The sequence below is a fragment of the Streptomyces sp. NPDC041068 genome (assembly GCF_040647455.1).
Lineage (GTDB): Bacteria > Actinomycetota > Actinomycetes > Streptomycetales > Streptomycetaceae > Streptomyces.
In genome coordinates, this window is sequence record NZ_JBEZCG010000003.1 from 412,837 (window position 1) to 439,132 (window position 26,296).

26 protein-coding genes and 7 tRNA genes are annotated in these 26,296 nt (G+C 71.9%); 19 read left to right on the top strand and 14 right to left on the bottom strand.

All coding sequences use genetic code 11. The features are described from left to right. Positions 1-214 precede the first annotated feature (214 nt). The gene (gene cobA / locus AB0B50_RS08905) at positions 215-1,471 is read left to right on the top strand and encodes a uroporphyrinogen-III C-methyltransferase (protein ID WP_362328238.1); all 1,257 of its coding nucleotides are present in this window, start codon (positions 215-217) and stop codon (positions 1,469-1,471) included. Between the two features lie 64 nt (positions 1,472-1,535). Further along, on the top strand, positions 1,536-2,354 hold the full coding sequence (locus AB0B50_RS08910) for an RNA methyltransferase (protein ID WP_362327845.1): 819 nt from the start codon (positions 1,536-1,538) through the stop codon (positions 2,352-2,354). A 27-nt stretch (positions 2,355-2,381) separates the two neighbouring features. On the opposite strand, the gene AB0B50_RS08915 is transcribed toward AB0B50_RS08910, so the two are convergent. After that, the gene (locus AB0B50_RS08915; RefSeq protein ID WP_362327847.1) at positions 2,382-3,722 is read right to left on the bottom strand and encodes a serine/threonine-protein kinase; all 1,341 of its coding nucleotides are present in this window, start codon (positions 3,720-3,722) and stop codon (positions 2,382-2,384) included. Between the two features lie 196 nt (positions 3,723-3,918). Between AB0B50_RS08915 and AB0B50_RS08920 the strand changes: the two genes are divergently transcribed. The 4 genes from AB0B50_RS08920 to AB0B50_RS08935 all read left to right on the top strand — a co-directional run bounded on the left by AB0B50_RS08920 (position 3,919) and on the right by AB0B50_RS08935 (position 6,237). Continuing rightward, positions 3,919-4,185, top strand: a complete 267-nt coding sequence (locus AB0B50_RS08920) for a hypothetical protein (protein WP_362327849.1) — start codon at positions 3,919-3,921, stop codon at positions 4,183-4,185. 199 nt (positions 4,186-4,384) lie between these two features. Next, positions 4,385-4,588: a hypothetical protein gene (locus AB0B50_RS08925; protein WP_055569527.1), complete on the top strand. Its 204-nt coding sequence runs from the start codon at positions 4,385-4,387 to the stop codon at positions 4,586-4,588. 299 nt (positions 4,589-4,887) lie between these two features. Next, the gene (locus AB0B50_RS08930) at positions 4,888-5,859 is read left to right on the top strand and encodes an aminoglycoside phosphotransferase family protein (protein ID WP_362327852.1); all 972 of its coding nucleotides are present in this window, start codon (positions 4,888-4,890) and stop codon (positions 5,857-5,859) included. A 69-nt stretch (positions 5,860-5,928) separates the two neighbouring features. After that, positions 5,929-6,237, top strand: coding sequence for a zf-TFIIB domain-containing protein (locus tag AB0B50_RS08935; protein ID WP_362327855.1), 309 nt, complete (start codon positions 5,929-5,931; stop codon positions 6,235-6,237). A gap of 50 nt (positions 6,238-6,287) precedes the next feature. On the opposite strand, the gene AB0B50_RS08940 is transcribed toward AB0B50_RS08935, so the two are convergent. The 5 genes from AB0B50_RS08940 to AB0B50_RS08960 all read right to left on the bottom strand — a co-directional run bounded on the left by AB0B50_RS08940 (position 6,288) and on the right by AB0B50_RS08960 (position 6,759). Further along, positions 6,288-6,362: transfer RNA gene (locus AB0B50_RS08940), tRNA-Val, on the bottom strand. A 29-nt stretch (positions 6,363-6,391) separates the two neighbouring features. Continuing rightward, positions 6,392-6,463: transfer RNA gene (locus AB0B50_RS08945), tRNA-Val, on the bottom strand. Between the two features lie 36 nt (positions 6,464-6,499). After that, positions 6,500-6,571, bottom strand: a tRNA-Val gene (locus AB0B50_RS08950). 1 nt (position 6,572) lies between these two features. After that, a tRNA-Cys gene (locus tag AB0B50_RS08955) sits at positions 6,573-6,646 on the bottom strand. A gap of 40 nt (positions 6,647-6,686) precedes the next feature. Next, positions 6,687-6,759 (bottom strand) — tRNA-Gly (locus tag AB0B50_RS08960). Positions 6,760-6,946: 187 nt separating this feature from the next. On the opposite strand from AB0B50_RS08960, the gene AB0B50_RS08965 reads away from it, so the two are divergent. Genes AB0B50_RS08965 through AB0B50_RS08975 form a run of 3 tightly spaced genes read left to right on the top strand, consistent with a single transcriptional unit; the run spans position 6,947 to position 9,668 of the window. Next, positions 6,947-7,972 (top strand): chorismate-binding protein, encoded by a 1,026-nt coding sequence (locus tag AB0B50_RS08965; RefSeq protein WP_362328240.1) that lies wholly within the window; start codon positions 6,947-6,949, stop codon positions 7,970-7,972. Then, a complete protein-coding gene (locus tag AB0B50_RS08970; RefSeq protein ID WP_362327858.1) occupies positions 7,969-8,790 on the top strand; it encodes an aminodeoxychorismate lyase in 822 nt (273 codons plus the stop codon). Before AB0B50_RS08965 ends, AB0B50_RS08970 begins: the two co-directional genes overlap by 4 nt. A gap of 53 nt (positions 8,791-8,843) precedes the next feature. After that, positions 8,844-9,668 (top strand): GNAT family N-acetyltransferase, encoded by an 825-nt coding sequence (locus AB0B50_RS08975; RefSeq protein ID WP_362327861.1) that lies wholly within the window; start codon positions 8,844-8,846, stop codon positions 9,666-9,668. A 10-nt stretch (positions 9,669-9,678) separates the two neighbouring features. On the opposite strand, the gene AB0B50_RS08980 is transcribed toward AB0B50_RS08975, so the two are convergent. Beyond that, positions 9,679-10,197: a DsbA family protein gene (locus AB0B50_RS08980; RefSeq protein ID WP_362327864.1), complete on the bottom strand. Its 519-nt coding sequence runs from the start codon at positions 10,195-10,197 to the stop codon at positions 9,679-9,681. Between the two features lie 186 nt (positions 10,198-10,383). Between AB0B50_RS08980 and AB0B50_RS08985 the strand changes: the two genes are divergently transcribed. Beyond that, positions 10,384-10,830, top strand: a complete 447-nt coding sequence (locus AB0B50_RS08985) for a hypothetical protein (protein WP_362327866.1) — start codon at positions 10,384-10,386, stop codon at positions 10,828-10,830. 36 nt (positions 10,831-10,866) lie between these two features. Here AB0B50_RS08985 and AB0B50_RS08990 read toward each other — a convergent pair whose 3' ends face one another. Next, positions 10,867-12,408 carry a DUF4874 domain-containing protein gene (locus tag AB0B50_RS08990; protein WP_362327869.1) on the bottom strand — a complete coding sequence of 514 codons (1,542 nt, stop codon included), beginning with the start codon at positions 12,406-12,408 and terminating at the stop codon, positions 10,867-10,869. 184 nt (positions 12,409-12,592) lie between these two features. Here AB0B50_RS08990 and AB0B50_RS08995 point away from each other — a divergent pair, with 184 nt between their 5' ends. Continuing rightward, positions 12,593-12,868 carry a hypothetical protein gene (locus tag AB0B50_RS08995; protein WP_362328268.1) on the top strand — a complete coding sequence of 92 codons (276 nt, stop codon included), beginning with the start codon at positions 12,593-12,595 and terminating at the stop codon, positions 12,866-12,868. On the opposite strand, the gene AB0B50_RS09000 is transcribed toward AB0B50_RS08995, so the two are convergent. Together AB0B50_RS09000 and AB0B50_RS09005 are read right to left on the bottom strand one after the other, a co-directional pair. Continuing rightward, positions 12,865-13,422, bottom strand: a complete 558-nt coding sequence (locus tag AB0B50_RS09000) for a CGNR zinc finger domain-containing protein (RefSeq protein WP_362327872.1) — start codon at positions 13,420-13,422, stop codon at positions 12,865-12,867. The two genes, AB0B50_RS08995 and AB0B50_RS09000, sit on opposite strands and share 4 nt — an antisense overlap. A 215-nt stretch (positions 13,423-13,637) precedes the next feature. Beyond that, entirely contained in the window at positions 13,638-14,051 is a 414-nt protein-coding gene (locus AB0B50_RS09005) for an SsgA family sporulation/cell division regulator (RefSeq protein WP_003959770.1), read from the bottom strand. 191 nt (positions 14,052-14,242) lie between these two features. On the opposite strand from AB0B50_RS09005, the gene AB0B50_RS09010 reads away from it, so the two are divergent. Next, positions 14,243-14,677, top strand: a complete 435-nt coding sequence (locus AB0B50_RS09010; RefSeq protein ID WP_362327874.1) for a TIGR02611 family protein — start codon at positions 14,243-14,245, stop codon at positions 14,675-14,677. Between the two features lie 66 nt (positions 14,678-14,743). Continuing rightward, a tRNA-Val gene (locus AB0B50_RS09015) sits at positions 14,744-14,815 on the top strand. 104 nt (positions 14,816-14,919) lie between these two features. Here the strand turns inward: AB0B50_RS09015 and AB0B50_RS09020 are convergent. Then, the gene (locus AB0B50_RS09020) at positions 14,920-17,307 is read right to left on the bottom strand and encodes a hypothetical protein (protein WP_362327876.1); all 2,388 of its coding nucleotides are present in this window, start codon (positions 17,305-17,307) and stop codon (positions 14,920-14,922) included. Between the two features lie 117 nt (positions 17,308-17,424). Between AB0B50_RS09020 and AB0B50_RS09025 the strand changes: the two genes are divergently transcribed. Next, positions 17,425-17,871, top strand: a complete 447-nt coding sequence (locus tag AB0B50_RS09025; protein WP_362327877.1) for an SRPBCC family protein — start codon at positions 17,425-17,427, stop codon at positions 17,869-17,871. Between the two features lie 116 nt (positions 17,872-17,987). Continuing rightward, positions 17,988-18,059: transfer RNA gene (locus tag AB0B50_RS09030), tRNA-Val, on the top strand. Between the two features lie 95 nt (positions 18,060-18,154). Here the strand turns inward: AB0B50_RS09030 and AB0B50_RS09035 are convergent. Next, the gene (locus AB0B50_RS09035; RefSeq protein ID WP_362327879.1) at positions 18,155-18,880 is read right to left on the bottom strand and encodes a 3'-5' exonuclease; all 726 of its coding nucleotides are present in this window, start codon (positions 18,878-18,880) and stop codon (positions 18,155-18,157) included. Positions 18,881-19,059: 179 nt separating this feature from the next. On the opposite strand from AB0B50_RS09035, the gene AB0B50_RS09040 reads away from it, so the two are divergent. From AB0B50_RS09040 to thrS, 3 genes are all read left to right on the top strand, one after another. Next, positions 19,060-19,626: a DUF4365 domain-containing protein gene (locus AB0B50_RS09040; protein ID WP_055553844.1), complete on the top strand. Its 567-nt coding sequence runs from the start codon at positions 19,060-19,062 to the stop codon at positions 19,624-19,626. Next, positions 19,623-20,852 carry a hypothetical protein gene (locus AB0B50_RS09045; RefSeq protein WP_362328242.1) on the top strand — a complete coding sequence of 410 codons (1,230 nt, stop codon included), beginning with the start codon at positions 19,623-19,625 and terminating at the stop codon, positions 20,850-20,852. Before AB0B50_RS09040 ends, AB0B50_RS09045 begins: the two co-directional genes overlap by 4 nt. A gap of 190 nt (positions 20,853-21,042) precedes the next feature. Beyond that, positions 21,043-23,022: a threonine--tRNA ligase gene (gene thrS, locus AB0B50_RS09050; protein ID WP_362327881.1), complete on the top strand. Its 1,980-nt coding sequence runs from the start codon at positions 21,043-21,045 to the stop codon at positions 23,020-23,022. Between the two features lie 24 nt (positions 23,023-23,046). Here the strand turns inward: thrS and AB0B50_RS09055 are convergent, their stop codons facing one another. Next, positions 23,047-23,802, bottom strand: a complete 756-nt coding sequence (locus tag AB0B50_RS09055; protein ID WP_362327883.1) for a potassium channel family protein — start codon at positions 23,800-23,802, stop codon at positions 23,047-23,049. A gap of 67 nt (positions 23,803-23,869) precedes the next feature. On the opposite strand from AB0B50_RS09055, the gene AB0B50_RS09060 reads away from it, so the two are divergent. After that, positions 23,870-24,430, top strand: a complete 561-nt coding sequence (locus AB0B50_RS09060; protein ID WP_362327884.1) for an HIT domain-containing protein — start codon at positions 23,870-23,872, stop codon at positions 24,428-24,430. A 22-nt stretch (positions 24,431-24,452) separates the two neighbouring features. On the opposite strand, the gene AB0B50_RS09065 is transcribed toward AB0B50_RS09060, so the two are convergent. After that, positions 24,453-26,120 (bottom strand): hypothetical protein, encoded by a 1,668-nt coding sequence (locus tag AB0B50_RS09065; RefSeq protein ID WP_362328244.1) that lies wholly within the window; start codon positions 26,118-26,120, stop codon positions 24,453-24,455. Positions 26,121-26,296 lie beyond the last annotated feature (176 nt).

A 26,296-nucleotide genomic window follows, 5' to 3' on the forward strand; every position in this document is an offset into this window, starting at 1 on the left:
CCGCACGGCGGAATGGGTGGGCACAAACGCCCACGGTCCGCAGACGAGCGGGGGTCCGGGGCGGAGCCCTGGTTCCGGGAAGGGGCGGGCTTGGGGGAGAGAACCCCTCACCGCCCCAGCCATACTGAACCCGCACGTCAAAGCCCCCGCCGCTCCACCGCCGCAGCGGCAGCCGCAATGCAACGCCCCGCACGAGGAGCCTCCAGCCATGGCCATGGCCGAAAACCCCGCCTACCCCGTAGGCCTCCGCCTCACCGGCCGCCGCGTCGTCGTCCTCGGCGGCGGCCAGGTCGCCCAGCGCCGCCTCCCGGCCCTGATCAAGGCAGGCGCGGACATCCTCCTCGTATCTCCGTCGGCAACCCCCTCCGTGGAAGCGATGGCCGACGCGGGCGAGATCACCTGGACCAAGCGCCGCTACCAGCCCGGCGACCTCCAGAACGCCTGGTACGCCCTCATCGCCACCAGCGACGCGGAGGCGAACACCCAGGCCTCGGCCGAGGCCGAGGCCCACCGCGTCTGGTGCGTCCGCTCCGACGACGCCGAGGCCGCCACCGCCTGGACCCCGGCCACGGGCCGCTCCGAGGGCGTCACGGTCGCGGTCCTCTCCTCCGACATCAACGACCGCGACCCCCGCCGCACCGCCGCCATCCGCGACGCGGTCGTCGAGGGCCTGCGCGACGGCAGCCTCGTCGCCCCGCACCTGCGCACCCGTACCCCCGGCGTCGCCCTCGTCGGCGGCGGCCCCGGCGACCCGGACCTGATCACGGTCCGCGGCCGCCGCCTCCTCGCCGCCGCGGACGTCGTCATCGCCGACCGCCTCGGCCCCCGCGACCTCCTCGACGAACTCCCGCCGCACGTCGAGGTCATCGACGCCGCGAAGATCCCCTACGGCCGCTACATGGCCCAGGAAGCGATCAACAACGCCCTGATCGAGCACGCCGAGCAGGGCAAGGCCGTCGTCCGTCTGAAGGGCGGCGACCCCTACGTCTACGGCCGCGGCATGGAGGAGCTCCAGGCGCTCGCCGAGGCGGGCATCACCTGCACCGTCGTACCCGGCATCTCCAGCTCGATCTCGGTCCCCTCGGCGGCCGGTATCCCCGTCACCCACCGCGGCGTCGCCCACGAGTTCACGGTGGTCAGCGGCCACGTGGCCCCGGACGACGAGCGCTCCCTGGTCGACTGGCAGTCCCTGGCCAAGCTGCGCGGCACCCTGGTGATTCTGATGGGCGTCGACAAGATCGGCAAGATCGCGGAGGCCCTGATCGCCCACGGCAAGGCGGCCGACACCCCGCTCGCCCTGATCCAGGAGGGCACGACGGCCGCCCAGCGCCGCGTCGACGCGACGCTCGGCACGGTCGCCGAAGCGGTCCGCACCCACGAGGTGAAGCCCCCGGCGGTCATCGTCATCGGCGCCGTCGTGAAGGTGGGCCCCGAGCCCCTCGCGCAACGCACCCCGCACACCCCCAAGTAACCAGCGGTAACGGATCCCGTCCGCAGCCGTTGGCACCACACCCAGGACAAGGCAGTATCACCCTGTGGCTGATCTCATCACCGTCGACGACCCCGACGACCCCCGCCTGCGCGACTACACAGGCCTGACCGACGTCGAGCTGCGCCGCAAGCGAGAACCGGCCGAGGGCCTGTTCATCGCCGAGGGCGAGAAGGTCATCAGACGGGCCAAGGACGCAGGGTACGAGATGCGGTCGATGCTGCTCTCGGCCAAGTGGGTCGACGTCATGCGCGACGTCATCGACGAACTCCCTGCCCCGGTGTACGCGGTCAGCCCCGACCTCGCCGAGCGGGTCACCGGCTACCACGTGCACCGCGGCGCGCTCGCCTCCATGCAGCGCAAGCCGCTGCCGACCGCCGACGAACTCCTCGCGACCACCCGCCGCGTGGTCGTCATGGAGGCGGTCAACGACCACACCAACATCGGCGCGATCTTCCGCTCCGCCGCGGCCCTCGGCATGGACGCGGTGCTGCTCTCCCCGGACTGCGCGGACCCGCTCTACCGCCGCTCGGTGAAGGTCTCGATGGGCGCGGTCTTCTCCGTGCCGTACGCCCGCCTGGAGTCCTGGCCCAAGGGCCTGGAGGGAGTGCGCGAGTCGGGCTTCAACCTGCTCGCCCTCACCCCCGACGAGAAGGCCAAGTCGCTGGACGAGGTGGCACCGCACCGCATGGACCGCGTCGCGCTGATGCTCGGCGCGGAGGGCGACGGCCTCTCCACCCAGGCGCTGGTCGCCGCCGACGAATGGGTCCGCATCCCGATGGCCCACGGAGTGGACTCGCTCAACGTGGGCGCGGCCGCGGCGGTCGCGTTCTACGCGGTGGCGACGGGCCGCCCGCAGCTCTGACAGCGCGCCCCGAAAGGAGCGGGGCGCCTAGCCGTCCGTGTCGTCCATGGTCATGGTCGAATCGAAGCGCTCGGACATGACCTGACCGTCCAGTGGCTTGTACGTCGGCTCGTACCGCCCGTGCTGCTTCTTGTCCTGTACGCCGTCGTCGCCCAGCCCCCGCGCGGGCCCCTGGCACCCTTGCGCCGCCGCGATGCCGAGTGCCACCAGCAGCGTCACCACGACGAACACGAAGAGCCGCTGCCGCAGCAGCCGCGGATTGGCGGGCCCGCGCCGCCCCGTCCCTGTGGTGCGGGGCCCCTGCCGCCCGGCGCCGCTGCGCGGGGCGGGCCTGCTGCCGGAGCGGGGCGCGGGCCGGGAGCCGGACCGCGAGGCGTTCGGCCGGGACGAGCCGGGCCGCGACGAGCTGGGCCGCGGCGGGGGAGTGGCGCCGGGCGCGGGGCGCCGCTGGGTGCGCTGCTCCGCGTACCCCTCGGCGAGCCGCCCCGTCGGCCGGTCGTGGTCCTGGCGCGGCGCGGGCGGTCGCACGTCGCCGAGCCCCTGGGCCTCGCGGGCGGCGATCTCCTTGAGTCTGAGCGACAGTTGGAGCGTGCTTGGCCGCTCCTCGGGGTCCTTGGCGAGGCAGGCCCGGATCAGCGGCGCGAGGGCGTCCGGCACACCGTGCAGCTGCGCCTCCTCGTGCACCACGCGGTAGAGCATGACCTCGGAACTGCCGTGTCCGAAGGGCGAGTCCGCCATGCCCGCGTAGGCGAGCGTGGCGCCGAGCGCGAAGACGTCGGTGGCGGGCGTGACCGCGGCGCCGCGCACCTGCTCGGGGGCGAGGAACCCGGGCGAGCCGACGGCCGTGCCGACATGCGTCAGGGTCGAGGCACCGGTGGCCCACGCGATCCCGAAGTCGATGATCCGCGGCCCCTTCGGGGACAGCAGGATGTTCGAAGGCTTGAGATCCCGGTGTACGACACCGGCCTCGTGTACGGCCACGAGGCCCTCGGCCAGCGCGGAACCGACCACGGCCACCTCGGCGGCGGACAGCGGCCCTTCGGCGGCGACCTTGTCGTGCAGCGAGGGCCCGGGGACGTACTGGGTGGCGAACCACGGCCGATCGGCGTCGAGATCGGCGGCGACGAGCCGCGCGGTGCAACCACCCCTGATCCTGCGGGCGGCGGAGACCTCCCGCGCGAACCGCGACCGGAACTCCTGATCCTCCGCCAGATCGGGCCGGATCACCTTCAGGGCGACGCGCTGCCCCCGCCGGTCCGACCCCAGATAGACGACCCCCATGCCGCCGGCGCCCAGGCGCCTGTGCAGCCTGAACGAGCCGACGACACGCGGGTCCTCGCGCCGGAGCCGCATCATCGCCATGTCCATCCCCGCTACCCGGTCCGTTTGACGAGCCACAGCTTACGTTTCCACGGCCGGGCACGTGCAGAGGCCGCGCCCTCGCGGGCCGATCGATTGTCAGTGCCGGGTGGGAAACTTGAAGAGTGGTCAGGACACGGGGGACGAGGGGCCGTCAACACCACCCCAATCCCCAACCATCCATCGCTGAAGGGGGATTGATCCCGTGAAGGGTGATCGCGTGGAGATAGTCGTGGACGCCGGGGACACGACGCGTACGTACGAAGTGGTGGCGAGCCGGGCGGGCCGCCGGGTGGAGACGGCGGTGCGCAGGGGAGTGGTGGAAGTGAGCGAAGTCACCCGCAGCGGCTCGGTGGTGCGCACGGCCCGGTTCATGGCCACCCGTGTGCTGGCCCTGGTCGAGCAGCCGGTCCCGCGGGAGGACTCCTCCGAGGCCACGCCACGCCCCCTCCGGGAAGACCCTGAGTCCTAGGACCCCTTCTCCACCCACGGGAGTACACGGGCGCCGGTTGGTCATCCTCCGGGAGGCCAGGCAATCGGTACGAGGGCATGACGCCCGGAACGCTCCGCGCGCCTAGATTTGAGGTCAAGCGGCGGGTGCAGCACTCGTCCCCCGAGGTCAGACACCCGCCGCTGCCAAATCCACATCGAGATCGGTCAGGAGAGGAACCATGGCGGACACGGCACCGCGGACCATGATCCGCACGCAAGGGCGCAGGTTCTCCGCGTTCGGCGTCCGCCCGTCCGGCACGCGTCACCCCTTGGTGGCGACGGCCATGGTCCTCCCCCTGGCAGCCCTGCTCGTGGTCGTCTTCGGAGGCTGGGAAGCAGTGGTCACACAAGCGTCGTCCGTGGGCGTGATGCTGGGGCGCTGAGCGGCGCCCCGGGCCCGGAAGAGCGGTCCGGGCGGGGACATCCGGCCATGAAACCCCGTGGGGACGGGGGTGCGGCGGACGGCAAAAATGCCCGCGCAGCTGGGGAGCTGCGCGGGCATTGCCACGCCCCCGCCCGCACTCGTGGACAGACGCCCCCACCCTGTCAGCCGCCCCCCCGTATGTGGGCAGGCGTTCCGTACGGCGGAACGGGTGGGCACCTACGGCCCACGGTCCGCAGACGAACCACGAAGAGAAACCCCCACCCAGCGCCCCGGCAAAGGTGCGTACCCTCAACCCCCGTGCCTCCCGCTCCCACGCTTCTCCCCGCCCTGACCGCAAAGGCCCGCACCGAAGCCCACCGCACCTCCGGCGAAGGGCCCTGCACCTGCGCCCCCGGTGACACTGTCCTGGCGGACCGCACAGACGCCACGGTCATCCGCCACGGCGACCTCGTGGCGAAGGCCCACGCCCAGGACACGCCCCCCACAGAGCTGGCGGCACGCCTCTCCGTGGCCGCCCGCCTCCCCGACACCCTCCTCCCACCCCTGCGCCCCACCCCCACCGACCTCCACGGCCGCCTCGTCACCTTCTGGCCCCACGGCACCCCCGTGGACCGCGACGATCCCGACGCCGCCCCCTGGGAAGCCGCCGCCACCCTCCTCGCCCGCCTGCACTCCACCCCCGTCACCGCACTCCCGGCCCCGCTCCCACCCATGCGAGGCCCCGCCAAGGCCGCCCGCGCCGTCGCCCGCCTCCACGCCGCAGGCCCGCACCCCGCCGCGCCCCCGGTCCTGAACGCCTGGGCAGCCCTCCCGCCCTGGGCCCGCGCCGAGACCCCCACCCCGCCCCAGGCCCCTCGCCATCTGTGCCACGGCGACTTCCACCTGGGCCAACTCGTCCGCACCCCCGAAGGCGCCTGGCTGCTCATCGACGTCGACGACCTCGGCGAGGGCAACGCGGCCTGGGACCTGGCCCGCCCCGCCGCCTGGTACGCCTGCGGCCTCCTGCCCCCCGACGAGTGGACCCGCTTCCTGGACGCCTACCGCACGGCAGGCGGCCCGGCGGTCCCGACGGACGGCTCCGACCCCTGGCCCGCCCTGGACGTCCCCGCCCGCGCGCTGACCGTGCAGACCGCGGCCCTGGCGATCACCAAGGCCGCCGCCGCGGACCGCCCCCTGGACGAGATCGAGCAGGCCCTGATCGATGCCTGCGCGCGGATGACCGGAGTGCCCACCGCACCGCCCGAGTTGGTCCAGGACGCAACGAAGTAGGGTGCAACGCACCGAAGCCGGGCAGAGATCCGGCGAAGAAGTCACCACCGGCGAGGAGTTGAGCCGTCCATGCAGTGCCCCAAGTGTCACGCACCCATGCACACGTACAACCGCAACGGCGTCCAGATCGAGCAGTGCAACGGCTGCCGCGGGATATTCCTGGACTACGGCGAGCTGGAGTCCCTGACCCGCCTGGAGGCCCAGTGGGGCGCCCAGCAGGTCCCGCCGCCCGCCCCGCCGGCCGCTCCCCAGGCCTACCCCGCGGCCCCGGCCCCCGCCTGGGGCGCCCCGCACGGCGGTCATGGCGGCCATGGCCACGGAGGTCACTACGGCCACAAGCGCCACAAGAGCTTCGGGCACATGCTCTTCTCGTCCTGACGCACACGACGAAGCCCCCGGCCGTGGAAACGACCGGGGGCTCCGTGTTGTGGTGCGCGATACTGGGATTGAACCAGTGACCTCTTCCGTGTCAGGGAAGCGCTCTCCCGCTGAGCTAATCGCGCAGGTGAACCTGCGTTTGTAGCGTACTGCGTGCGCGATACTGGGATTGAACCAGTGACCTCTTCCGTGTCAGGGAAGCGCTCTCCCGCTGAGCTAATCGCGCGGGGTTCGGTCCGAGGACCAGGATCCGAAGATCCAGTGGACGATACTGGGATTGAACCAGTGACCTCTTCCGTGTCAGGGAAGCGCTCTCCCGCTGAGCTAATCGTCCTTGGAGGTGGAGACGGGATTTGAACCCGTGTAGACGGCTTTGCAGGCCGTTGCCTCGCCTCTCGGCCACTCCACCAGGAGTGTAGGGGTTCGGGAAGATCCCCCACTTTCCTGCGAGCGGACGACCAGGTTCGAACTGGCGACCTCAACCTTGGCAAGGTTGCGCTCTACCAACTGAGCTACGTCCGCTTGTCTTTCCCGTTTCGCTTCCGCGTCCCGGCGACGTGTTGAACTCTAGCGGATTCCTGGGCCAGTACAAAAACGCGTTTGCGCAGCGTGCTGCGCTGTCGCCGGTCCAGGGCGCCACCGGGACACCGGTCATAGACTCACAGCCGTGCACAGCCCCCCTCTGACGTCCCCTTCCGCGCTCCCTCCCATGGCGCGCTTCGGCGGCCTCGTGGCCACCGGCCTACGCGACGTGACCAGCGACCCTGCGGCCCTGGACTCCACCGGCTTCTGGGCGGTGTCCGCCGACTTCGAGGGAGGTCTGGTCTGCGCCCGCTTCGACGACGTACGCGAGGAGGCCGTGCCCGCTCCCGTCCCGGGCCGGTGGCACGGCCCCGCGGCCGGTGACTGGACGTCGTCCCTGGATCGCGCCGCGTACACGGAGGGTGTGCGGCGGGTGCGGGCGTACATCGCGGCCGGCGAGGTCTATCAGGCGAACCTCTGCCGGGTGCTGTCCGCGCCCGTCCCGGCCGACGCCGACGTGGACGCCCTCACGTCCCTCCTCGCGCGCGGGAACCCCGCTCCGTACGCAGGCACCATCCGTCTGCCCGAACACGGAGTGGAGATAGCCACCGCGTCCCCCGAGCTCTATCTGCGCCGCGTGGGCCGCACCGTGGAGTCGGGCCCCATCAAGGGCACGGGCAGGACCGAGGCGGACCTCCTGGAGAAGGACTACGCCGAGAACGTCATGATCGTGGACCTCGTCCGCAACGACCTCGGACGCGTCTGCGCGACCGGCTCGGTGACCGTCCCCGACCTCTGTGTGGTCGAGAAGCACCCCGGGCTCGTCCATCTCGTCTCGACCGTCGGCGGACGGCTGCGTCCCGGCGCGGGCTGGGCCGAGCTGTTCGACGCGACGTTCCCGCCCGGCTCCGTCACCGGCGCCCCGAAGTCCAGCGCGCTGCGGATCATCGACGAGCTGGAGACGGCGCCGCGCGGCCCGTACTGCGGCGGCATCGGCTGGGTCGACGCCGACCGGGGCACCGGAGAGCTGGCCGTCGGCATCCGCACCTTCTGGATCGACCGCGCCGAGGGCGTGCTGCGCTTCGGCACGGGAGCGGGCATCACCTGGGGCTCCGACCCCGAGGGGGAGTGGCGGGAGACCGAGCTGAAGGCCGCGCGACTGCTGGAGGTAGCGTCAGGGGCGTACGAAGCGAGTGGAGGAAATCCGACGTGAAGATCTGGCTCAATGGCGGGCTGCGGGACCTCGATTCCGCCCGCGTCTCCGTGCTCGACCACGGCCTGACGGTGGGCGACGGCATCTTCGAGACGGTGAAGTCGGTCGAGGGCAGGCCCTTCGCCCTGACCCGCCACCTGACCCGGCTCACGCAGTCGGCCCGCGGCCTGGGCCTGCCCGAACCGGACCTCGACGAGGTGCGCCGCGCCTGCGCGGCCGTCATCGAGGCCAACCCGCTCCCGCTGGGACGGCTGCGGATCACCTACACCGGCGGGCTCTCACCGCTCGGCTCCGACCGCGGCGACCAGGGCACCACGCTCGTCGTCGCCCTCGGCGAGGCCGCCCCGCGCCCGGACTCCACCGCGGTCGTCACGGTGCCGTGGACCCGCAACGAACGCGGCGCGCTCACCGGCCTGAAGACCACCTCGTACGCGGAGAACGTGGTGGCCCTGGCCCGCGCCCGTGAACAGGGTGCTTCGGAGGCGCTGTTCGCCAACACCGTCGGGCAGCTCTGCGAAGGCACCGGGTCGAACGTCTTCGTCGTGCTCGACGGCGAGATCCACACGCCGCCGGTCGCATCCGGCTGTCTCGCGGGCATCACGCGCGCGCTGGCCGTGGAGTGGACGGGCGCGCACGAGACCGATCTGCCGCTGGACGTCCTGGACCGTGCCGACGAGGTGTTCCTGACGTCGACGTTGCGCGACGTCCAGGGTGTGCACCGCGTCGACGGACGCCAACTGACCGGCGCCCCGGGCCCGGTGACGACCAAGGCGATGCGGGCCTTCGAGGAGCGCGCCGCCGACGACATGGATCCGTGAGTCCCGCGAAACACTGGTGACGGCCCGGGGTCGGCGCGGGTAGAACACCTGTGATGACCACGACCCTGCGGCCGACCGCGCCGCTTCAGCAGAGCGCCGACGGCGCGAAGTCGCGCACGTACGACGTCTGTGTGAACAGCCGCCCCGTGGGTTCCATAGCCCTCGCCACGCACAAGGTCTTCGGGCCGGAGGTCTGCCAGGTCATGGACCTGCGGATCGCGGAACCGGACCGCAGGCGCGGGCGCGGCACCGTCGCCGCGCTGGCCGCCGAGGAGGTGGCCCGCGGCTGGGGCTGCAGGCGGATCGAGGCGACCGTCCCCGCCGACGCCACGGCGGCCCTGCGCCTGGCCACCGCCCTCGGATACGTCGAGCGCAACCGCACGATGGCGAAGCCGCTGCCCGTCGAGGCGCCCGCGCTGCCCGAGGGCACCGAGTGGCGGCCGATGACCGAGGACGAGTACGGGCCGTGGCTGGTGGAGAAAGTGGCGGCCTACACGCGCGACTGGGTCGAGCGTGGTGTGCCCGAGGCCCAGGCGCGAGCCAAGTCCGAGGCCGACCACCTGCGCTTCCTCCCACAGGGCCTTGCGACGCCGGACACCTGGCTGAGTGTCCTCACGTCCGGTGGCGCGCGTGTGGGCACCCTGTGGGTCGCCCTGGAGGGCGAGAGCGGCTTCGTCTACCGGGTCGAGGTCGACGAGGAGCACCGCGGCCGCGGCCACGGCCGCTCCTTGATGCTCGCCGCCGAGGCACAGACCCGCGCGGCAGGCCACCACCGCATCGGCCTCAACGTCTTCGCGGGCAACACCCCGGCCCTGCGCCTGTACGAGTCGCTCGGCTACGAACCGACCTCGTACTACCTCTACAAGCCGTTGCTCTAGAAGCCCGCGGCTAGGCGTCGTCGCCCGCGAGCAGCCGGTCGGCGATCTCCTCGATGCGGGCGCGCAGGCCGTCCTGGCTCTTGCCGCCGTCGAGGCGCTCGCCGTCGATCACGTACGTCGGGGTGCCGGTGACCTTGATCGCCTTGCCCTCGGCCTGGTCGGCGTCGACGATCAGGATGTGCCGGCCGTCGATCAGGGCGGTGTCGAACTCCTCGGCGTCCAGCCCCAGTTCGCGGGCGGTGTCCACGAGGACGGACTCGCCCTTGTCGGACAGCTCCTCGACCTTCGCGAGGACCGCCTCGACGTACGGCCAGCCCTTGCCCTGCTCGAAGGCCTCCTCGGCGGCCTGCGCGGCGGCGAAGGAGTGCTTGTGCTTCTCGAGGGGGAAGTGCCGCAGGCGCACCTCGAGACGGTCGCCGTAGCGCTCGCGCAGGGCGCGCACGTCGTCGAGGGCGGTACGGCAGTCGGGGCACTGCAGCTCGCACCAGACGTCGAGGACGACGGGGCGGGCGGGGGTGGAGTCGTTCATGCGCACAGTCTTCCAGCCCGTGAACGCGCCGCCCAACCGGGACCTGGGGAGGAGCCGGACCCCGAGATGACCCGGAGATGTCCCTGAGGTCCGCCCCGGACGTGGCTCCACGGTGCCCACCCGGTGCAGGATGGAAGGGACGACAGCGTCATATACCTACGTACGCCTGCATGCCTGGAGGACCGGATGATTGCCGAGACCGTCTGTTCCGCCGTATCCGCGGCCGGGCTGGGCATCGCCGCGGTCACGGCCTACCGCAAGCGCTTCCTCTCCGCGGCACGCCTCGCCGCGTACTCCCTGGTCCCGGTGGGCCTGGTCCTGACGGGAGTCGTGGGCTGGGCGTCCGACACCGCGTTCAGTCTCAAGGCGTGGGTCGGATTCGGTGTGCTCGGCGCGGCCTGGCTCATGTTCATGGGCACCCGCGCCGTGGAGCGCCGCGCGGGCGGCACCCGCAAGGAGCGCAAGGCAGCGAAGGCCGCCCAGCGCGAGGCGGTCGCCCCCACGGCGTCGGCGCCCTCGCTCGGCCAGGGCGTCCGGCCGAGCGCGGCCCAGCCCGCGGCCAAGCCGAAGGCGGCCGCGCCTGCGGAGGACTTCAGCGACATCGAGGCGATCCTGAAGAAGCACGGCATCTGACGGGTCCGGGTCCGGTTCCGGCGGAGGGCTCGCGGCTCAGAGCCGTACCTCCGCCACGACGTTCACGCCGTCGACCCAGTCCACCGAGGCGTTCGCGCACCGCACGGCCCGCCCCCGCCCGGGGAAGGCCGCGTCGGGCAGGGCGAGCGCGACGCGGTGCGCACCCCGGGCCCCGGCGGGCAGGGCGAGCTCGGCGCGCACGGTCGAGGCCGCGGGCGCCGCATGACCGTCGTCGGTCTCCGCGCGCCCCTGGGGCCGCCAGTCGCGCCAGTCCGCGCCCGTGTCCGCCGCCGCGACCGTCCGTCCCCGTGCGTCCAGGAGCACCAGCCGTACGGGACGCGGATGCTTGGGCGGCGCGAATCCGCGGTTCACCACGTCGACCTCCACCGGCAGCCGCCCGAGCCGGCGCGCCGCCGCGAGGTCGTAGCGCGCCTCGCGCACCTCCATGCGATAGCCGAGGTGGTCGCGGAGGTACTCGAACTGGGTGCGGGCCACGGACCGCCCCGCACGGTCCCTGAAGTACTCGTCGGACACCGGCAGTTGCGCCTCCACGACCTGCCGCTCGGTGAGCGGCGCCGCCTTCCAGCCCGGGATGGTGACGGTGGCGTTGTGCACGAGCGAGAGGCTGTCGAAGCGCAGCGTCTGCAGCCGTCGCGCGGCCGCGACACCGGGGATGACGGTGCTCCACGCGTAGGGGTCGGAGCTCTGCCCCTTGTCCCAGGGCATCTCGCCGTCCATCATCCGCGTCCGCGCGACGTCGAGGTACGTCGGCCAGCCGGGGTTGCCGGGTACGTAGTAGTCCCATGGCCCCTCGCCGAGCGTCACGTAGTCGTTGTGGAACCCGACGCGGTCCAGGATCGCCCGGTTGGTGATCATGTCCCGCTTCTCGGCGTACCGGACCTGGGTGTGCAGGCCGGGCGGCAGCGCCTCGACGAGCGTCGTCATGATGGCGGTCACGGCGTCGGGGTAGGTCTCGTGCCGGTAATGACTGCCGTGCCACTCGCCCCAGGTGCCGAGGAAGCCCGCCTGCCAGACCGCGACGACGTCGCTGTTGCGCGCGACCAGCGGCGCCAACTGCCCTATGTGGCGCTGGATGTCCCGCACGGTGTAGCGCCGGTTCTCCCGCACCCCGTCGTCGTAGACGAAGCGCAGGACCGCCGCGTACCCCCTGCTCCGCAGCCCGCCGAGGACACGTTCGATGTTGTCGAGCGCGCTCTGTGGGATCGTCGAGGTCGCGAAGTCCCAGAGATAGAAGTACAGCTGAGTGAGGTTCGCGCCCGCGCCGTACTCGCGCTCCAGGAGGTCGAGCGTCTTCGCGGCGTCGGGGGAGTGGTCCTGCTCGTTCGGCCAAGGGCTCGTCAGATCAAGGGCGTTGTACGACATCTCGTAGCGGAAGCCGCGGCGCGGATTGGGCAGTGCGGAGCGGCCGTCCGGGTCGTCGGGGCGGATGCCGCGGTGCGGGGTCCTGCGCCACGCGCGCGCGTGTCCGGTGGCGGCCGACGCGGCGCCGAGCGGTGCGGCCGCGAGTGCCGCCGTGCCGAGCGCGGTCGTCAACAGCCGTCTGCGGTCCACGGTCATGAGCGGCTCCCTCGTTCGAGTGCGGACGGTGCCGCCGAGTCTCGCGAGGGGGAGCGGCCGTGAGCCATGGACGGAACGCGCCGGGCGCTGGACTTTCACCGGTTCACGGAATCCGGCGAACTCCCGCTTCGTCCGGGCGTGTTGGTCGGCGGTGGCCCGCGACCTGCGTCATCATCACCGCGAGATGCTGGACACCACCACACAGGGCGACGCCGCCCCGCCGGACGACGAACGGCAGGCGGCACCGGCCCGCGAGCGACGACCTGCCGACGTGCCGAGGCCCGCGACCGCCCCCGAGGCGGAGCGCGCCGCCCCCGCCGACGAGGCAGAGCGGCAGGCCGACGAGGCAGAGCGGCAGGGCTGTCTCTTCGCCCTCTCCCAGCCACCCCTGATGATCTTCCTGGCGGTGATCAGCATCTTGATCCTGGCGGCCTCGCTCCACGACCTTCTGCTGCTCTAGCCCGCGGCTTCCCTGCGGCGGGCGCGGTACGCGGCGACGTGCAGCCGGTTCCCGCAGGTGCGGCTGTCGCAGTAGCGCCGCGATCGGTTGCGCGAGAGGTCGACGAAGGCGCGCCGGCAGTCCGGGGCCTCGCAGCGCCGCAGCCGCTCCTGCTCCCCGGCGACCACGAAGAAGGCCAGGGCCATCCCGCAGTCGGCGGCGAGGTGGTCAGCGACGGACGCCCCCGGCGCGAAGTAGTGGATGTGCCAGTCGTAGCCGTCGTGGTCGGTGAGGCGGGGAGTGGTGCCCGCCGCGGCGACCAGTTCGTTGATGATCGTGGAGGCCGTCTGCGGCTCGGGGTTGGCGAAGACCTCGCCGAAGCGGCCACGGACCCGGCGGACATCGGCGAGGTCCCGCTCCGAGAGCTCCCCGACATCGCTCACGTCGTGGCTTCGTACGAAATCACCGAGTGACGCCACGTCCGCGAGGCCGTCGGCGCCGTCCTGCTCCGGTGCGGTGTTCACCAGATCGACCACGGCGTCGAGGGAACACCGGGTGTCGTGGGTGATCAGCACGATTCGCTCCCTGGCCTGGGGGTCGGGCTCACGCCCGCCGATGCTGGCCGATGCTAGCGGCTTCCCCACGGGACGCACCGGCGCCGTCGCCGCGGGAAGCCCGCGGCGACGGCGCCGGTGTCTGCTCTGTTCGCCTTGTGTCGTTGTGTCGTGACTGCCTGCGCCGTCGCCCCGAGTCGGACGGCGTGAGTGCCTCTCGACGCGCCTCGTGGCCGCTAGCTCTCGGCCAGGATGTGTGAGAGCTCCGTGTCGAGGTCGAAGTGGCGGTGCTCCGTGCCGGGTGGCACGGCTGCGTCGGTTCGCTTCAGGAAGGACTCCAGGGCCCGCGCCGGGGCCTCGAGCAGGGCCTCGCCCTCCGGAGAGCTCAGGGCGATGCAGACGACGCCCTGACCGTGGCTCCGGGACGGCCAGACTCGGACGTCGCCGGTACCGGTGGGCCGGTGCAGGCCCTCGGCGAGGAGGTCGCGGGCGAACACCCACTCGACGGTTTCCTCGGCTCCGGTGTGGAAGGTGGCGTGCACGGCATAGGGATCGGCCGTGTCATACCGCAGTCCTGCGGGTACAGGCAGTGAGGACTCGCTCGACACAACGAGGCGCAGGTGCAGCTCGCAGCTGACCGTGGTGTTCATAAGCGCCAGGGCCTTTCGCTCAGTGTGCGCTCGGGGATTCGCACGTCGGCGAAATCGACATGCCACCTACGGTGCCGTTGTAAACCCCTCTGAGGGTTTTGCGTGTCTTTAGGTAGCTCGCATGGCGGGTTGTCCCATCCGCACGTGCACCCATTCCGGTGAAGGGTTTCCGTCCGGTAGGGTTTGGCCGCATGAATACGGGGAGTAACGATCCGGCGGGGGTCGCGGACCCGGCCGTCGGAGCCAAGACCGAGCCGCCTCTGGGCTCGCGTGCGCCGGAGTTCGTCCAGGCGCGCAAGATGCTGCACCTGAGCTGGCAGGTGGGCGTGTTCATCGTGGGGCTCGCGGTCGTCGTCGCGGGCATCATCATGCTGCCCCTGCCGGGGCCCGGCTGGCTGGTGATCTTCGGTGGAATGGCGATCTGGGCGACCGAGTTCGTCTGGGCCCAGCTGGTGCTGCGCTGGACGAAACGCAAGGTCACCGAGGCCGCGCAGCGTGCGCTCGACCCCAAGGTGCGCCGCAGGAACATCATCTTGACGACCATCGGCCTCGTCATCGTCGCGGTGCTCGTGGCCATCTACGTGTGGAAGTTCGGCATCGCGATGCCGTGGAAGATCAAGGAGTGACCCGAGGGTGACTCCGGGGCGGTCGGGAGCACCCGCTGACATGCGGTAATGTTCTCCATGCGCCCGGGGCGATTAGCTCAGTGGGAGAGCGCTTCGTTCACACCGAAGAGGTCACTGGTTCGAACCCAGTATCGCCCACCCCGGATTACGGCCCGGAGGCTTTAGAGCCTCCGGGCCGTTCTCGTATTCTCTTGTCTTTGAATGGAATTGACGGGTCCACATGTTGCGGCGGTGCGCCGCAATCAGTGCATTCGATTCAGCGCATTCCGGAACCTGCGTGCGTCGCGCAGACGTTGCTCGTACGTGGCTCCGACGGCGAGCAGCAGCAGACCCGCGAGCGCCGGCGGCAGCCAGCGGGGCAGCGCGCCCGCCACCTGCACGATGTACGGGGCCAGTTCGTGCAGCGCGTCCAAGGCCAGGACCGTGCCGCCGAGGACCAGCGGGGCGCGCAGCCGGTGGTGGGCGCCGATCAGTGTCACGGCGAGGGCGGCGGTGCCGAGCAGCAGGGGGCGCTGCCAGTGCGGGTCGCTCCAGGCGGCGGCCAGGCTCGGCAGCAGTGTCGCCGTGAGACCCGGGCCGTAGGCCGTCCAGGAGGAGGCCTCGGGGTCGCGGCGGCGCCGCAGGAAGCCGACGAGCAGGGCGGGGACGGTGACGGGCAGGGTGTAGGCCTCCGGAGCCGTCACGCCCCACGAGGCGAGGCGGACCCAGCTCGCCAGGACGAACAGCACACCGGCCGCGTACCCCACGGGACGGCGGTCCGTGCGCAGGGCCGTGCCCGACGCGATGAGCCCGGCCAGCGCCAAGGAGAGCGCGAGGGCCGGCGCGTGGCCCACGGTGAGGGCGACGGCGAGGGCCGCGGACGCGGCCGCCATGATCTCGACGGGCAGCGCCAGGGGGTGTCGGCCGAGGCGGGCGGCGGCGAGAGCGGCGAGGCCGGGCACCACGAGCGTGAGCAGCCCGATGTGCTCGGGACGCAGATCCCAGGCGGCGCCTGTGGCGCAGGCCAGCGCGGTGGCGTACGCGAGGTACGCGCAGGCCGCGAGGGCGGCGGCGCCCGGTGCCGGTTCCGCGCGTCGGGCCGCGTGCGCGCAGGTGGCGAGGAAGAGCGCCGTCAGCGTGCCGAGCGTGGTGAGGGTGGCCGCCGTGGTCGCCAGGGAGAGGAACGCGACGCTCGCCGAGGACGCCAGCGCCAGGGCCGACGCCGCCAGGGCCCGCGTCACGGACGTGGTGCGTGCCGCGTACGCAAGGAGGGATGCGGTCAGCAGGATCTGGGCCGAAAGGCCGACGGCATACGGGAGTTGGAGCGCGGGCGGCAGGGCTACCGCCGCGGACCAGGCGAGTGCCGGTGCGCCGTAGCGGGCCGCGCGCCGGGCCGTCGTATCCAGGAGACCGGTCGCCACGAGCAGGACCCCGGCGACGGTCGCGAGCACCAGCGGGGCCGACAGCGGGTGGGGCAGGGGCAGTTCGAGCAGCAGGGCGTCCCGGGCGTCCGACGGCTCGCCCGACCAGGCGCGGGTGGCCCAGCCGAGCGGGCCGAGCAGGGCGACGGCGGCGACGGGCAGTGCCCACAGCACCGCCAGCCCCTGAACCGCGGCCGACGCCGCGGCGATCCCGCGCCGCAGGGGGCGGGGCAGCGCGGTGCGGACGAGCGCCAACAGGGCGATGCCGCACGCCAGATGGGCCGGTACCGTCCACGCCGCGGGCAGCGCGGTCCGCAGCACACCGCCGGACGCGGCCACCACGAGGAGCCCGCTCGCGCATGCCGCGCCGGTGGTGGCCTCGGGGTTCTTCGACCACCATGCGGCGGCCAGGGCGACCAGGGCGGCGAACAGCAGCAGCACGCCCGCGCGGGCCGCGCCGGTGGGATCCGTGGCCTGCGCGGACAGCCAGATCGCGCTCGCCGCGCCCCACAGGCCGAGGGTGCAGGCCCCTGCGGTCGCGACGACCCGTACCGAGCGGATGCCCGCCCACAGCGCGAGCGCGGTGTCGAAGGCCGCCGTCGCGAGCAGCGCGGCCGTCATCGCGTGGTCGCCTGCCTGCGCGGCGCCCGCCCAGAGGATCAGCGGGAGTTGGGCCGTCGCCACGGCCGTCGGCAGCGGCAGTCGCAGCTCGCCGAGGAGCAGGCCGTATCCCGCCCACAGCGCGGCGAGGAGCGCGGAGGCCGCCGCCGCGTAACCGAAGGCGTCCGTGTCGGGCAGCGCGAGATGGCGCAGCGCGTACGTGTCGAGGACGGTCAGCGCGAGCCCCAGGCCCGCCACCGCCTCCGCCGTCGAACGCAGCGAGCGGCGCAGCAGCACTGCGGGAGCGCCGAGCGCCGCCAGCGTCACGGCGCCGAGGACCGCGCTGCGGCCCCCGATGCCCAAGTGCCCCCAACTCACCACGGTGAAGGCGATCGCCGCGATGGTCAGGAGGACACCGCCCAGCGTGAGCAGCACGTTCTGTGCGCTCGGCGGGGTGGTCTCGGCGGGCGGGCCGGCCGGGCGAGGGGGCGACCCGGCCGGGCCCGCCGCGCGCAGGGCACCGAGCAGCCAGGCCCGGCGCTGCAGCAACTGCGTCCTGCGCGCCTCCAGTTGGCGCAACTCCCAGTCGAGGATGCGGAGCTCCTCGGCAGGGGGCGGAATGTTCGTCATGTCAGGGGAGTGTGGTCCGCGCCACGTCGCGCGACATCGGTGCGGATACTCAGGATGTACTCAGATAGGCGCCCAAGTCGGTACTCGACTTGCTGCCCGACCGGGCAGACTCGGCCCATGGACTGGTGCCACTACCGCTTCCGCAGCGTCTGGGATCTGCCCGGCGCGCCCGCCGACGTCTACACCGTCCTGGAGCGGGCCGAGGACTATCCGCGCTGGTGGCCGCAGGTGCGCGAGGTGACGCCCGTCGACGACCGCAACGGCGTCGCGCGATTTCGGTCCTTCCTCCCGTACGACTTGGTCGTCACCGCGCGCGAGCGGCGCCGCGACGCCGGAGCCGGGGTCCTGGAGATCGCCATGACCGGGGACCTGGACGGCTGGGCACGCTGGACAGTCACGGCCGGGCCCGCGGGGACGCGCGCCCTCTACGACCAGGAGGTCGAGGTGCGCAGGCCCTTGATGCGGCGCCTCGCCGTACCCGGACGGCCCGTGTTCCTGCTCAACCACGCCCTGATGATGAGGGCGGGACGGCGGGGTCTGACGGCGTACCTGGCGGCGGTGTGACGGCGTACCCGGCAGGTTTGGGCCGCGCGTGGCGCGTCGTTGAGGGGCGGTGGTCGGGTGGTGGGAGGGCGGTTTGAAGGAAAGGCGCCCGGACCTGTATTGTTCAGTGCGTTCCCGGGCGATTAGCTCAGTGGGAGAGCGCTTCGTTCACACCGAAGAGGTCACTGGTTCGAACCCAGTATCGCCCACCCGGAGAATGCCGGTCCGTCAGCAGACGGACCGGTTTTTTCTTGCCCGTGTACGGCTCGTGCCACCCTGCACCCGGCGCGCGTGCCGTCGACGCTCAGGCGGCCGCCGGGAGTTCGGGACGCAGCGGCCAGGCGGGGTCGACCTCCTCGGGCGAACCGCTCTTGGCGAACCACGCCTGCAGACCGCGTGCCTGCGCCGCGTGCCAGACGGCCTGCAGCGTGTGCAGCTCGGCAGGCGAGAGGCGCTCCAGGCGTGACGCGAAACGGCGCCCCACCGCGCGGACGACATCGAGGGCGGCCTGTGCGTCCGCCGCCGCGTCGTGGGCGTCGGACAGCTCCACCTCGTAGTGCGCGCAGAGGTCGGTGAGCGTGCGCCGGCCCTTGCGGTAGCGGTCCAGGTGCTTGTCCAGGACCCTCGGGTCGACCACGCAGAGGGACGAACCCTCCATGTAGCGGCTCAGGGACGAGGCACGGTGCCTGCGCAGCTCCCGGTCCAGGATGGTCAGATCGAACGGCGCGTTCATCACCACGATCGGCCGTCCCGCCGCGCCCTGCTCGGCCAGATCGCGCGCTATCTCCTCCATCACCGGCGCGGGCCAGCGGCCGTTGCGCTGCAGATGATCCTCCGTCAGTCCGTGTACGGCCGTGGCTTCTTCGGGCACGGGTACGCCCGGGTTCACCAGCCAGCGGGTGATGCGCGGCCGGGTGCCCGCGCCCTGCTGGACGACGACGGCGGCCGACACGATCCGGTCGGTCTCGACGTCTACGCCCGTGGTCTCCGTGTCGAATGCGGCCAAGGGGCCCTCGTACCAGCACGTCATGGTGACGCAACTCCTCGTTCAGTTCCGGCAGATGACGTTCGGTCCCCTGCCCACGCTGGTGATACCCGGGCCGTTTGCGCTGTACGCGGCCCGGAGACAACAGAGGTACAGGGCCTCGACATTGACGGCCCGAGCGGGGAAACAGCCGGGAACTACCGGGTTCGAAAGGCACGTTGGACATGGCGCTCGCGCAGCCCGAACAGGGTGGGCTGCTGCCCGAGCGGATCGCACCGCCGCGCGGCACACTCGCCACCACCGCCTGTATGGAGACACTTCAGGTGGGCTACCTGCACGCCGTCGCGGCGGCGGCGGGATGCTCGCTGTCACAGCCCTTTCCGGACAACGGCATCGACTGGCACGTCAGCCACAGCGCCCCCGGGCACACGGTCGACGACGAGGTCACCATCAAGGTCCAGCTGAAGTGCACGTACCAGATACCGCCGAACCCGGCGGGGCCCGCCTTCTCCTTCACGCTCGACAACGCCCACCTGGAGAAGCTCGCCCGCACCCCGGTCTCGGTCCACAAGATCCTGGTCGTGATGCTCGTGCCCCGGTCGCAGGACGACTGGCTGCGCGCCGGGCACGACCGCCTCGACCTGCGCCACTGCTGTTACTGGACCAATCTCGCCGGACACCCGGTGACCGGCAGACGGCGCACCACCGTGCGCGTCCCGACCTCACGGATCTTCGACGACCGCGCGCTCTGCGAGATCATGACGCGCGTCGGGACGGGAGGGAGACCCTGATGCACCGCCCCTTCGACGTCGACGGGCCCGTACCTCCCGTCCGCCCGCACCCCGCCCCGGCCGCGGGCCACTGGTCGCAGCCGCCCGAGCCCGCCCTGGTCGACCCCGCCGTGCTCGGCGCGCTGCTCGCCCGGCACGGCTGGCAGCGCCGCGGCGGAGCCCCCGGACGCTATGCGCGATGGACGCCACCCGGACCCGGCGGCGGGGGCACCAGCCTGCTCGTGCCCGAGAGCCGGGCCTTCCCGGACTGCGAGGACCTGATCGGCGAGGCGCTCGTCGCGCTGTCCCGCAGCGCCTCGCCCGCCGCCCGCGACGTGCTCGTCGGGCTCGCCGTGCCCAGCGACGAGATCCGCTGGTGGCGCGATGTGCCGGTCGGTCCCGCGGGTACGGCGACCTGGCCGGTGGAGGAGCAACTGCGTGCCGCCGCGCGGCAGTTGCTGCTCGCGGGGGCCCTCGCCGCGCGCGGCCGCGCCGGGTACTACGGCGCGCGGCACCGCGGGCCCGCCGCCGCGTCCCTGCAGAACGTCCTGGTCGGGCCCGCCCCCGGCGGACGCACGCTGACCGCCTTCGTGCCCGTGCCGACCGGGCGGCCGCTCACGGTCCGGCTGCACCAGGCGCTGTACGCCTGCCGCGAGGCCGTCGACTACCAGCGCGCCACCGGCGGCATGGACGCCTTCGACGGCGCGGTCGAGGCCGGGGTGAGCCACGAGCTGACCGAGGCGATCGTGGCCCTGGTGCGCGGCACGGAAGGCGCGCGCGTCGCGGTCGAGTGGGCGCCGGGCGCAGGGGTGCCGGAGGGCTGCGCGGCCCCCGCCGAGCCCGTCGAGTTCTCGCCCGGTGACCTGCCGGTGCTGCGCGAGGCGGGCGCCCGCTATCTGCACGGGGAGCCGTCGGTGCCGGTGCGGATCACGGGGGCGGTGGTGCGGATGCGGCGGTCGTCGCCCCGCGGGGACGGCACGGTGCGGATCCGGGTGATCGCCGGGGCCGAGGTCCCCCAGGTACGGATGACCCTGGACGAGGAGTCGTACCGCATCGCGGGCCACGCGCACCTGGTCGGGCTGCCGATCCGGGTGCATGGACGCCTCGAGAGCCGGGGCGGGTTCCGTCGGCTCACCGGGGCGACCGGGGTGGTGCCGGTGCAGGTGGACGAGGCGGAGCGGGACCGCTTGATGAAGTCGCTCCAGGAGAACCTCGACTTCTTCGAGGAGGCGTGCAGCCCGGAGTGAGGTGGCGTGCGGGACGGACTGAGGGGGCGTGCGGCACGGGCTGAGCATCGGCCTGGCAGGCACGGGATCGGAGGGCGAGCTTCCGGGGGCGGCGGGCAACCGTTTCGCGGCGGGCCCCTGTGGCTCGGTACGATCCCTAGTGCGCGCGCACGAAGAAAGCGCCGCACCCCCCTTCAGCAAGGAGAGACCGGTGTCAGACGTCCGTGTGATCATCCAACGCGATTCCGAGCGGGAAGAGCGCGTGGTGACGACGGGCACTACGGCCGCCGAGCTCTTCGCCGGTGAGCGCACCGTCGTCGCCGCCCGCGTGGCCGGCGAGCTGAAGGACCTGGCGTACGCAGTGGCCGAGGGCGACGAGGTCGTGCCCGTCGAGATCTCCTCCGAGGACGGCCTGAACATCCTGCGCCACTCGACCGCGCACGTCATGGCGCAGGCCGTGCAGGAGCTCTTCCCCGAGGCCAAGCTGGGCATCGGCCCGCCCATCCGTGACGGCTTCTACTACGACTTCGACGTCAAGGAGCCGTTCACCCCCGAGGACCTCAAGCGCATCGAGAAGAAGATGCAGGAGATCCAGAAGCGGGGCCAGAAGTTCTCCCGTCGCGTCACCACCGACGAGGACGCCCGCGTCGAGCTCGCCGACGAGCCCTACAAGCTGGAGCTCATCGGCCTCAAGGGCAACGCCGCGCAGGCCGCCGACGGCGCCGACGCCGAGGTGGGCGCCGGCGAGCTGACGATCTACGACAACCTCGACGCGAAGACCGGCGAGCTGTGCTGGAAGGACCTCTGCCGGGGTCCGCACCTGCCCTCCACCCGCGTCATCCCCGCGTTCAAGCTGATGCGCTCGGCCGCCGCGTACTGGCGGGGCAGCGAGAAGAACCCGCAGCTCCAGCGCATCTACGGCACCGCGTGGCCGTCGAAGGACGAGCTGAAGGCGCACCTGGAGTTCCTCGCCGAGGCCGAGAAGCGCGACCACCGCAAGCTCGGCTCGGAGCTGGACCTGTTCTCCTTCCCCGAGGAGCTCGGCCCGGGTCTCGCGGTCTTCCACCCCAAGGGCGGCGTGATCCGCAAGGTCATGGAGGACTACTCGCGGCGCCGCCACGAGGTCTCCGGCTACGAGTTCGTGAACACCCCGCACATCTCGAAGGAGAAGCTCTTCGAGATCTCGGGCCACCTGCCGCACTACTCGGACGGCATGTTCCCGCCCATCGAGTTCGACGAGCAGAACTACCGCCTCAAGGCGATGAACTGCCCGATGCACAACCTGATCTTCAAGTCGCGCGGGCGTTCCTACCGTGAACTGCCGCTGCGCCTCTTCGAGTTCGGCACCGTGTACCGGTACGAGAAGTCCGGCGTCGTGCACGGCCTGACCCGCTCGCGCGGCTTCACCCAGGACGACTCGCACATCTACTGCACCAAGGAGCAGATGCCCCAGGAGCTCGACACGCTCCTGACCTTCGTGCTCGACCTCCTGCGTGACTACGGCCTGACCGAGTTCGAGCTGGAGCTGTCCACCCGCGACGACTCCGACAAGTTCATCGGTACGGACGAGGACTGGGCCGAGGCCACCGAGGCGCTGCGCCTCGCCGCCGAGAAGCAGAACCTGCCGCTGGTGCCCGACCCGGGCGGCGCCGCGTACTACGGCCCGAAGATCTCCGTGCAGGCCAAGGACGCCATCGGCCGGTCCTGGCAGATGTCGACGATCCAGGTCGACTTCAACCAGCCCAAGCGGTTCGGCCTGGAGTACACGGCGGCCGACGGCTCGCGTCAGCAGCCCGTCATGATCCACCGTGCGCTGTTCGGCTCCATCGAGCGGTTCTTCGGCGTGCTCCTGGAGCACTACGCGGGCGCCTTCCCGGCGTGGCTCGCGCCCGTGCAGGCCGTCGGCATCCCGATCGGCGACGGGCACGTCACGTACCTGGAGGAGTTCGCCGAGAAGGCCCGCGCCCAGGGCCTGCGGGTGGAGGTCGACGCGTCGTCCGACCGTATGCAGAAGAAGATCCGCAACCAGCAGAAGGCCAAGGTGCCCTTCATGGTCATCGCGGGCGACGAGGACATGAACAACGGTTCCGTGTCCTTCCGCTACCGCGACGGCTCGCAGGAGAACGGCATCCCCGTCGACGAGGCCATCGCGAAGATCGCGAAGGTCGTCGAGGAGCGGACGCAGGTCTGAGCGGCCGCCTGACCGGTCGCCCGGTCAGGCACCGTCGTCGTGACGTGACGAGGCCCCCGGGGTGTTTCCCGGGGGCCTCGCGCCGTCCTTGCCGCCCGCGCTGCTCTTGCTGTCCGCGCTGTCTGCGCTGTCTGCGTTGCCCTCGTTGCCTTCGCGGGCGAACACCTGCAGCAGCCACGACGAGAACGAGCCCGTCACGGCGCCCAGCAGCACGAGACCGCAGCCCATCAGGCCGACGGCGGCGAGCCGCCCGACCGGTGTCACCGGAGCCACGTCCCCGTACCCGACCGTGGTCAGGGTGGCGCAGGTCCACCACACCGCGTCCCCGAAGGTCTCGATCGTCGCGCCCCGCGCCCCGCGCTCCTGGTCGTAGACGGTCAGGGCCCCGGCGAAGCCGATGAGGAGCGCGGCCAGACCCGCGTACGCCATCACGCGCGCGTGCAGGGTGAGCCGCGGACGGGCGCGCCGCCGCTGGACCGCTTCGTAGACGTGCACGATCCGCAGCGGCCGCAGCAGCGGCAGCACGAGAACGACCGTATCCAGCCAGTGCGTACGGACGAAGCGGAGCCGCTGGCCGCTCAGCCGCCACCGCACCGCGTAGTCCACGGCGAACGCCGCCCACGCCCCCAGCGCCACCACCATGCACGCTTCACGCCAGGCCGGGGACAGCCCATGGGCGAGGACCCGCACCGCGTACGCGGCCAGGAACAGCAGCGATGCCACCGCCAACGGAAACTCCGCGCGGCGCTCCCAGCGCGCCTGCCGACTGTCGTCGATCATCGGCCAAGCTTCACTGCGGGGCCCCGGGGATCCGCCCCGCCGACACGCTCCGAACGGGCGAAGTCATATGCTGCACTTCATGACGAGTGAGCCGGAGCAGCAGATCGGAGTGGGGACGCAGGACGCGTTCCAGCGCCTGTGGACGCCCCACCGGATGGCGTACATCCAGGGCGAGAACAAGCCCACGGGACCAGGGGCCGACGACGGCTGTCCCTTCTGCTCCATCCCGGCCAAGTCCGACGAGGACGGGCTCGTGATCGCGCGCGGCGAGCAGGTGTACGCCGTGCTCAACCTCTACCCGTACAACGGCGGGCACTTGATGGTCGTGCCCTACCGCCACGTCGCCGACTACACCGATCTGACGGGCTCGGAGACCGCTGAACTCGCCGTGCTCACCAAGCAGGCGATGACGGCGCTGCGGGCCGCGTCCGGCGCGCACGGCTTCAACATCGGCATGAACCAGGGGGCCGTGGCGGGCGCGGGCATCGCCGCGCACCTGCACCAGCACATCGTTCCGCGCTGGGGCGGCGACACCAACTTCATGCCGGTGGTCGGGCACACGAAGGTGCTGCCGCAACTGCTCGCCGACACCCGCAAGATGCTCGCGGACGCCTGGCCGGTCGGCTAGGCGCCACGCGTCGCGGCCGGCCTCACGCGTCGTAGACATCCGCCTTCCTCGGCATCGGGTCCTGGATCGCCCCGCTGAGGAAGCCGGAGCGGGCACCGAACTTCTCCGTGTTCACGCCGTTCTCCTCGAGGACCTTGATCGCGGCCGAGTGGACCACGCGCAGCACGGGAGTGGCGGCGCGCAGCGCGTCGTCGGCCATGAAGCGGTGCCGCCACGGCTTGTCCGCCCAGGCGTGCCGCAGGCCGAAGGGCTCGGGCAGGACCAGCTTGCCGCCGAGGTAGTCCAGGAGCGGCGGGTACCAGGTGAAGGGGGCGCGCACCGCGAGGCGTACGACCTCGTCGGCGTCGACCAGCGGGAGACTGCGGGACGTGGTCTCCCAGAACTTGATCGGCTTGGCGACCGTCTTCGTCTTCGGTGACGGCTTGCTGGTGAACAGCGAGTGCACCGGACCCAGGGCATGGCCGGTGACCTCGATGCGCAGCGTCTCGTGCAGCACGGTCACCGTGATCAGCATCGTGATGACCAACTGGCCGTCCCAGAGCGTGAACTGCACGCCCAGGTAGTGACGGTTGCCGCTGCCGAACTGCTGCTCGTTGCAGATGCGCTGTATCTCGTGGCCGCGGATCTGGAAGGCCTCGACGTCCGTGCCGGTGGGGCGGGCCACCGCCTTGGCGTTCTCCCCGATGGGGGAGACGATCCAGTGCTTTATCGACGGGGTGGGGAAGCCGCCGGTGTGCAGGGGGCCGCGCTCCAGCATGCGGAGCTGGTCGTGCACCGCCCGTATGACGTCCCAGCTGCGGAAGGGGTTGATCTCCTTGCCCTCTTCGGCGGGCACCAGCTCCTCGGCCAGTTGCCAGCTGCCCCAGCGGGTGCCCATGCCCAATATGCCCTTGGGCCCGGCGTAGAACACGGAGTTGCTCTGCTGCTCGGCGGAGAGCCTGGCCAGGCCCTGGCGCAGCCGCTCGGCGGCCGTCTCGCCGGGGCTGCCGGGCACCGCCTCGGGGATCTTCGCGCCGATGCCGCCGCCCGCGAGCAGGCCGGACCAGCGCTCGCGCATGTCCTTGGCGGTGCGCTCGGCGATCTGCTTGGCCCAGAACCAGCCCACCACGGGAAGCACGATCGCCGCGCGCAGGTACCAGGCCCAGAAGCCGTCGAACGGCAGCTTGACGAGGAAGAGCACGGCGAGCACGCCCACGGCGACCAGGACGGCCGTGGCGAGCGCGCTCGCGCTCTTGTTCTCGCTCTTGGCGACCTGCCGCCTGATGGCGAAGACGAGGAGCCAGACGATCAGGCCCGGCAGGAAGAGCAGGCCGCACAGGACCATCACGGCGGTCAGCCAGCTGTCGCGCTCCTTGCGGATGCGGCTCGCCGCCAGGCAGTGCTCGACGACCGACTGCGGCTCGATCCCGAAGGACTGGATGAGCGGACTGCGGCCGCCGCCGAGCATCCGCACCTGCACGGTCCGCGCGAACGCCTCGCCGAGGTTCGGTTTGAAGAGCGACCAGAGTCCGGGCTTCACCTCGGACTTGTGCCATTCGTTGTTGGCCTTGAGGATGCCGTCGACGTCGCCGTCCCGATAGGCGGCAGAGGCCAGGGCATGCGTCGCCGCGGTCTGTCCCGCGGCGCCCGAGAGCGGAACCTGGGCCCCGGGCCTGAAGTCGAATACATCGTCCGCCACTGCCGCCCCCATCGCCGCGACGCCTTCGCTGCTGCGGCTCTTCCCGACTTCCTTGTCCGGCACACCTGTTGTCGTCCGGCACATCCGTTGATCAGGTCATCAGCGTATCCGGGCGCACCGACATCCGGCAGTGGGCCGCGGAATGCCGCCCGCCCGAAGGGGAATGGGCGGGCGGCGTGCTCCGCGCG

Coding starts and splice junctions, on each gene's coding strand:
- AB0B50_RS09035 (WP_362327879.1), bottom strand. CDS start 18,880: ATGACGTGCTGGTACGAGGGCCCCTTGGCCGCATTCGACACGGAGACC.
- AB0B50_RS08975 (WP_362327861.1), top strand. CDS start 8,844: ATGACCACGACCCTGCGGCCGACCGCGCCGCTTCAGCAGAGCGCCGAC.
- AB0B50_RS08935 (WP_362327855.1), top strand. CDS start 5,929: ATGCAGTGCCCCAAGTGTCACGCACCCATGCACACGTACAACCGCAAC.
- AB0B50_RS09010 (WP_362327874.1), top strand. CDS start 14,243: ATGAATACGGGGAGTAACGATCCGGCGGGGGTCGCGGACCCGGCCGTC.
- cobA (WP_362328238.1), top strand. CDS start 215: ATGGCCGAAAACCCCGCCTACCCCGTAGGCCTCCGCCTCACCGGCCGC.
- AB0B50_RS08990 (WP_362327869.1), bottom strand. CDS start 12,408: ATGACCGTGGACCGCAGACGGCTGTTGACGACCGCGCTCGGCACGGCG.
- AB0B50_RS08985 (WP_362327866.1), top strand. CDS start 10,384: ATGATTGCCGAGACCGTCTGTTCCGCCGTATCCGCGGCCGGGCTGGGC.
- AB0B50_RS09020 (WP_362327876.1), bottom strand. CDS start 17,307: ATGACGAACATTCCGCCCCCTGCCGAGGAGCTCCGCATCCTCGACTGG.
- AB0B50_RS09040 (WP_055553844.1), top strand. CDS start 19,060: ATGGCGCTCGCGCAGCCCGAACAGGGTGGGCTGCTGCCCGAGCGGATC.
- AB0B50_RS08925 (WP_055569527.1), top strand. CDS start 4,385: ATGGCGGACACGGCACCGCGGACCATGATCCGCACGCAAGGGCGCAGG.
- AB0B50_RS09065 (WP_362328244.1), bottom strand. CDS start 26,120: ATGGGGGCGGCAGTGGCGGACGATGTATTCGACTTCAGGCCCGGGGCC.
- AB0B50_RS08965 (WP_362328240.1), top strand. CDS start 6,947: ATGGCGCGCTTCGGCGGCCTCGTGGCCACCGGCCTACGCGACGTGACC.
- AB0B50_RS09055 (WP_362327883.1), bottom strand. CDS start 23,802: ATGATCGACGACAGTCGGCAGGCGCGCTGGGAGCGCCGCGCGGAGTTT.
- AB0B50_RS09060 (WP_362327884.1), top strand. CDS start 23,870: ATGCTGCACTTCATGACGAGTGAGCCGGAGCAGCAGATCGGAGTGGGG.
- AB0B50_RS09025 (WP_362327877.1), top strand. CDS start 17,425: ATGGACTGGTGCCACTACCGCTTCCGCAGCGTCTGGGATCTGCCCGGC.
- AB0B50_RS08980 (WP_362327864.1), bottom strand. CDS start 10,197: ATGAACGACTCCACCCCCGCCCGCCCCGTCGTCCTCGACGTCTGGTGC.
- AB0B50_RS08915 (WP_362327847.1), bottom strand. CDS start 3,722: ATGGACATGGCGATGATGCGGCTCCGGCGCGAGGACCCGCGTGTCGTC.
- AB0B50_RS09005 (WP_003959770.1), bottom strand. CDS start 14,051: ATGAACACCACGGTCAGCTGCGAGCTGCACCTGCGCCTCGTTGTGTCG.
- AB0B50_RS08995 (WP_362328268.1), top strand. CDS start 12,593: ATGCTGGACACCACCACACAGGGCGACGCCGCCCCGCCGGACGACGAA.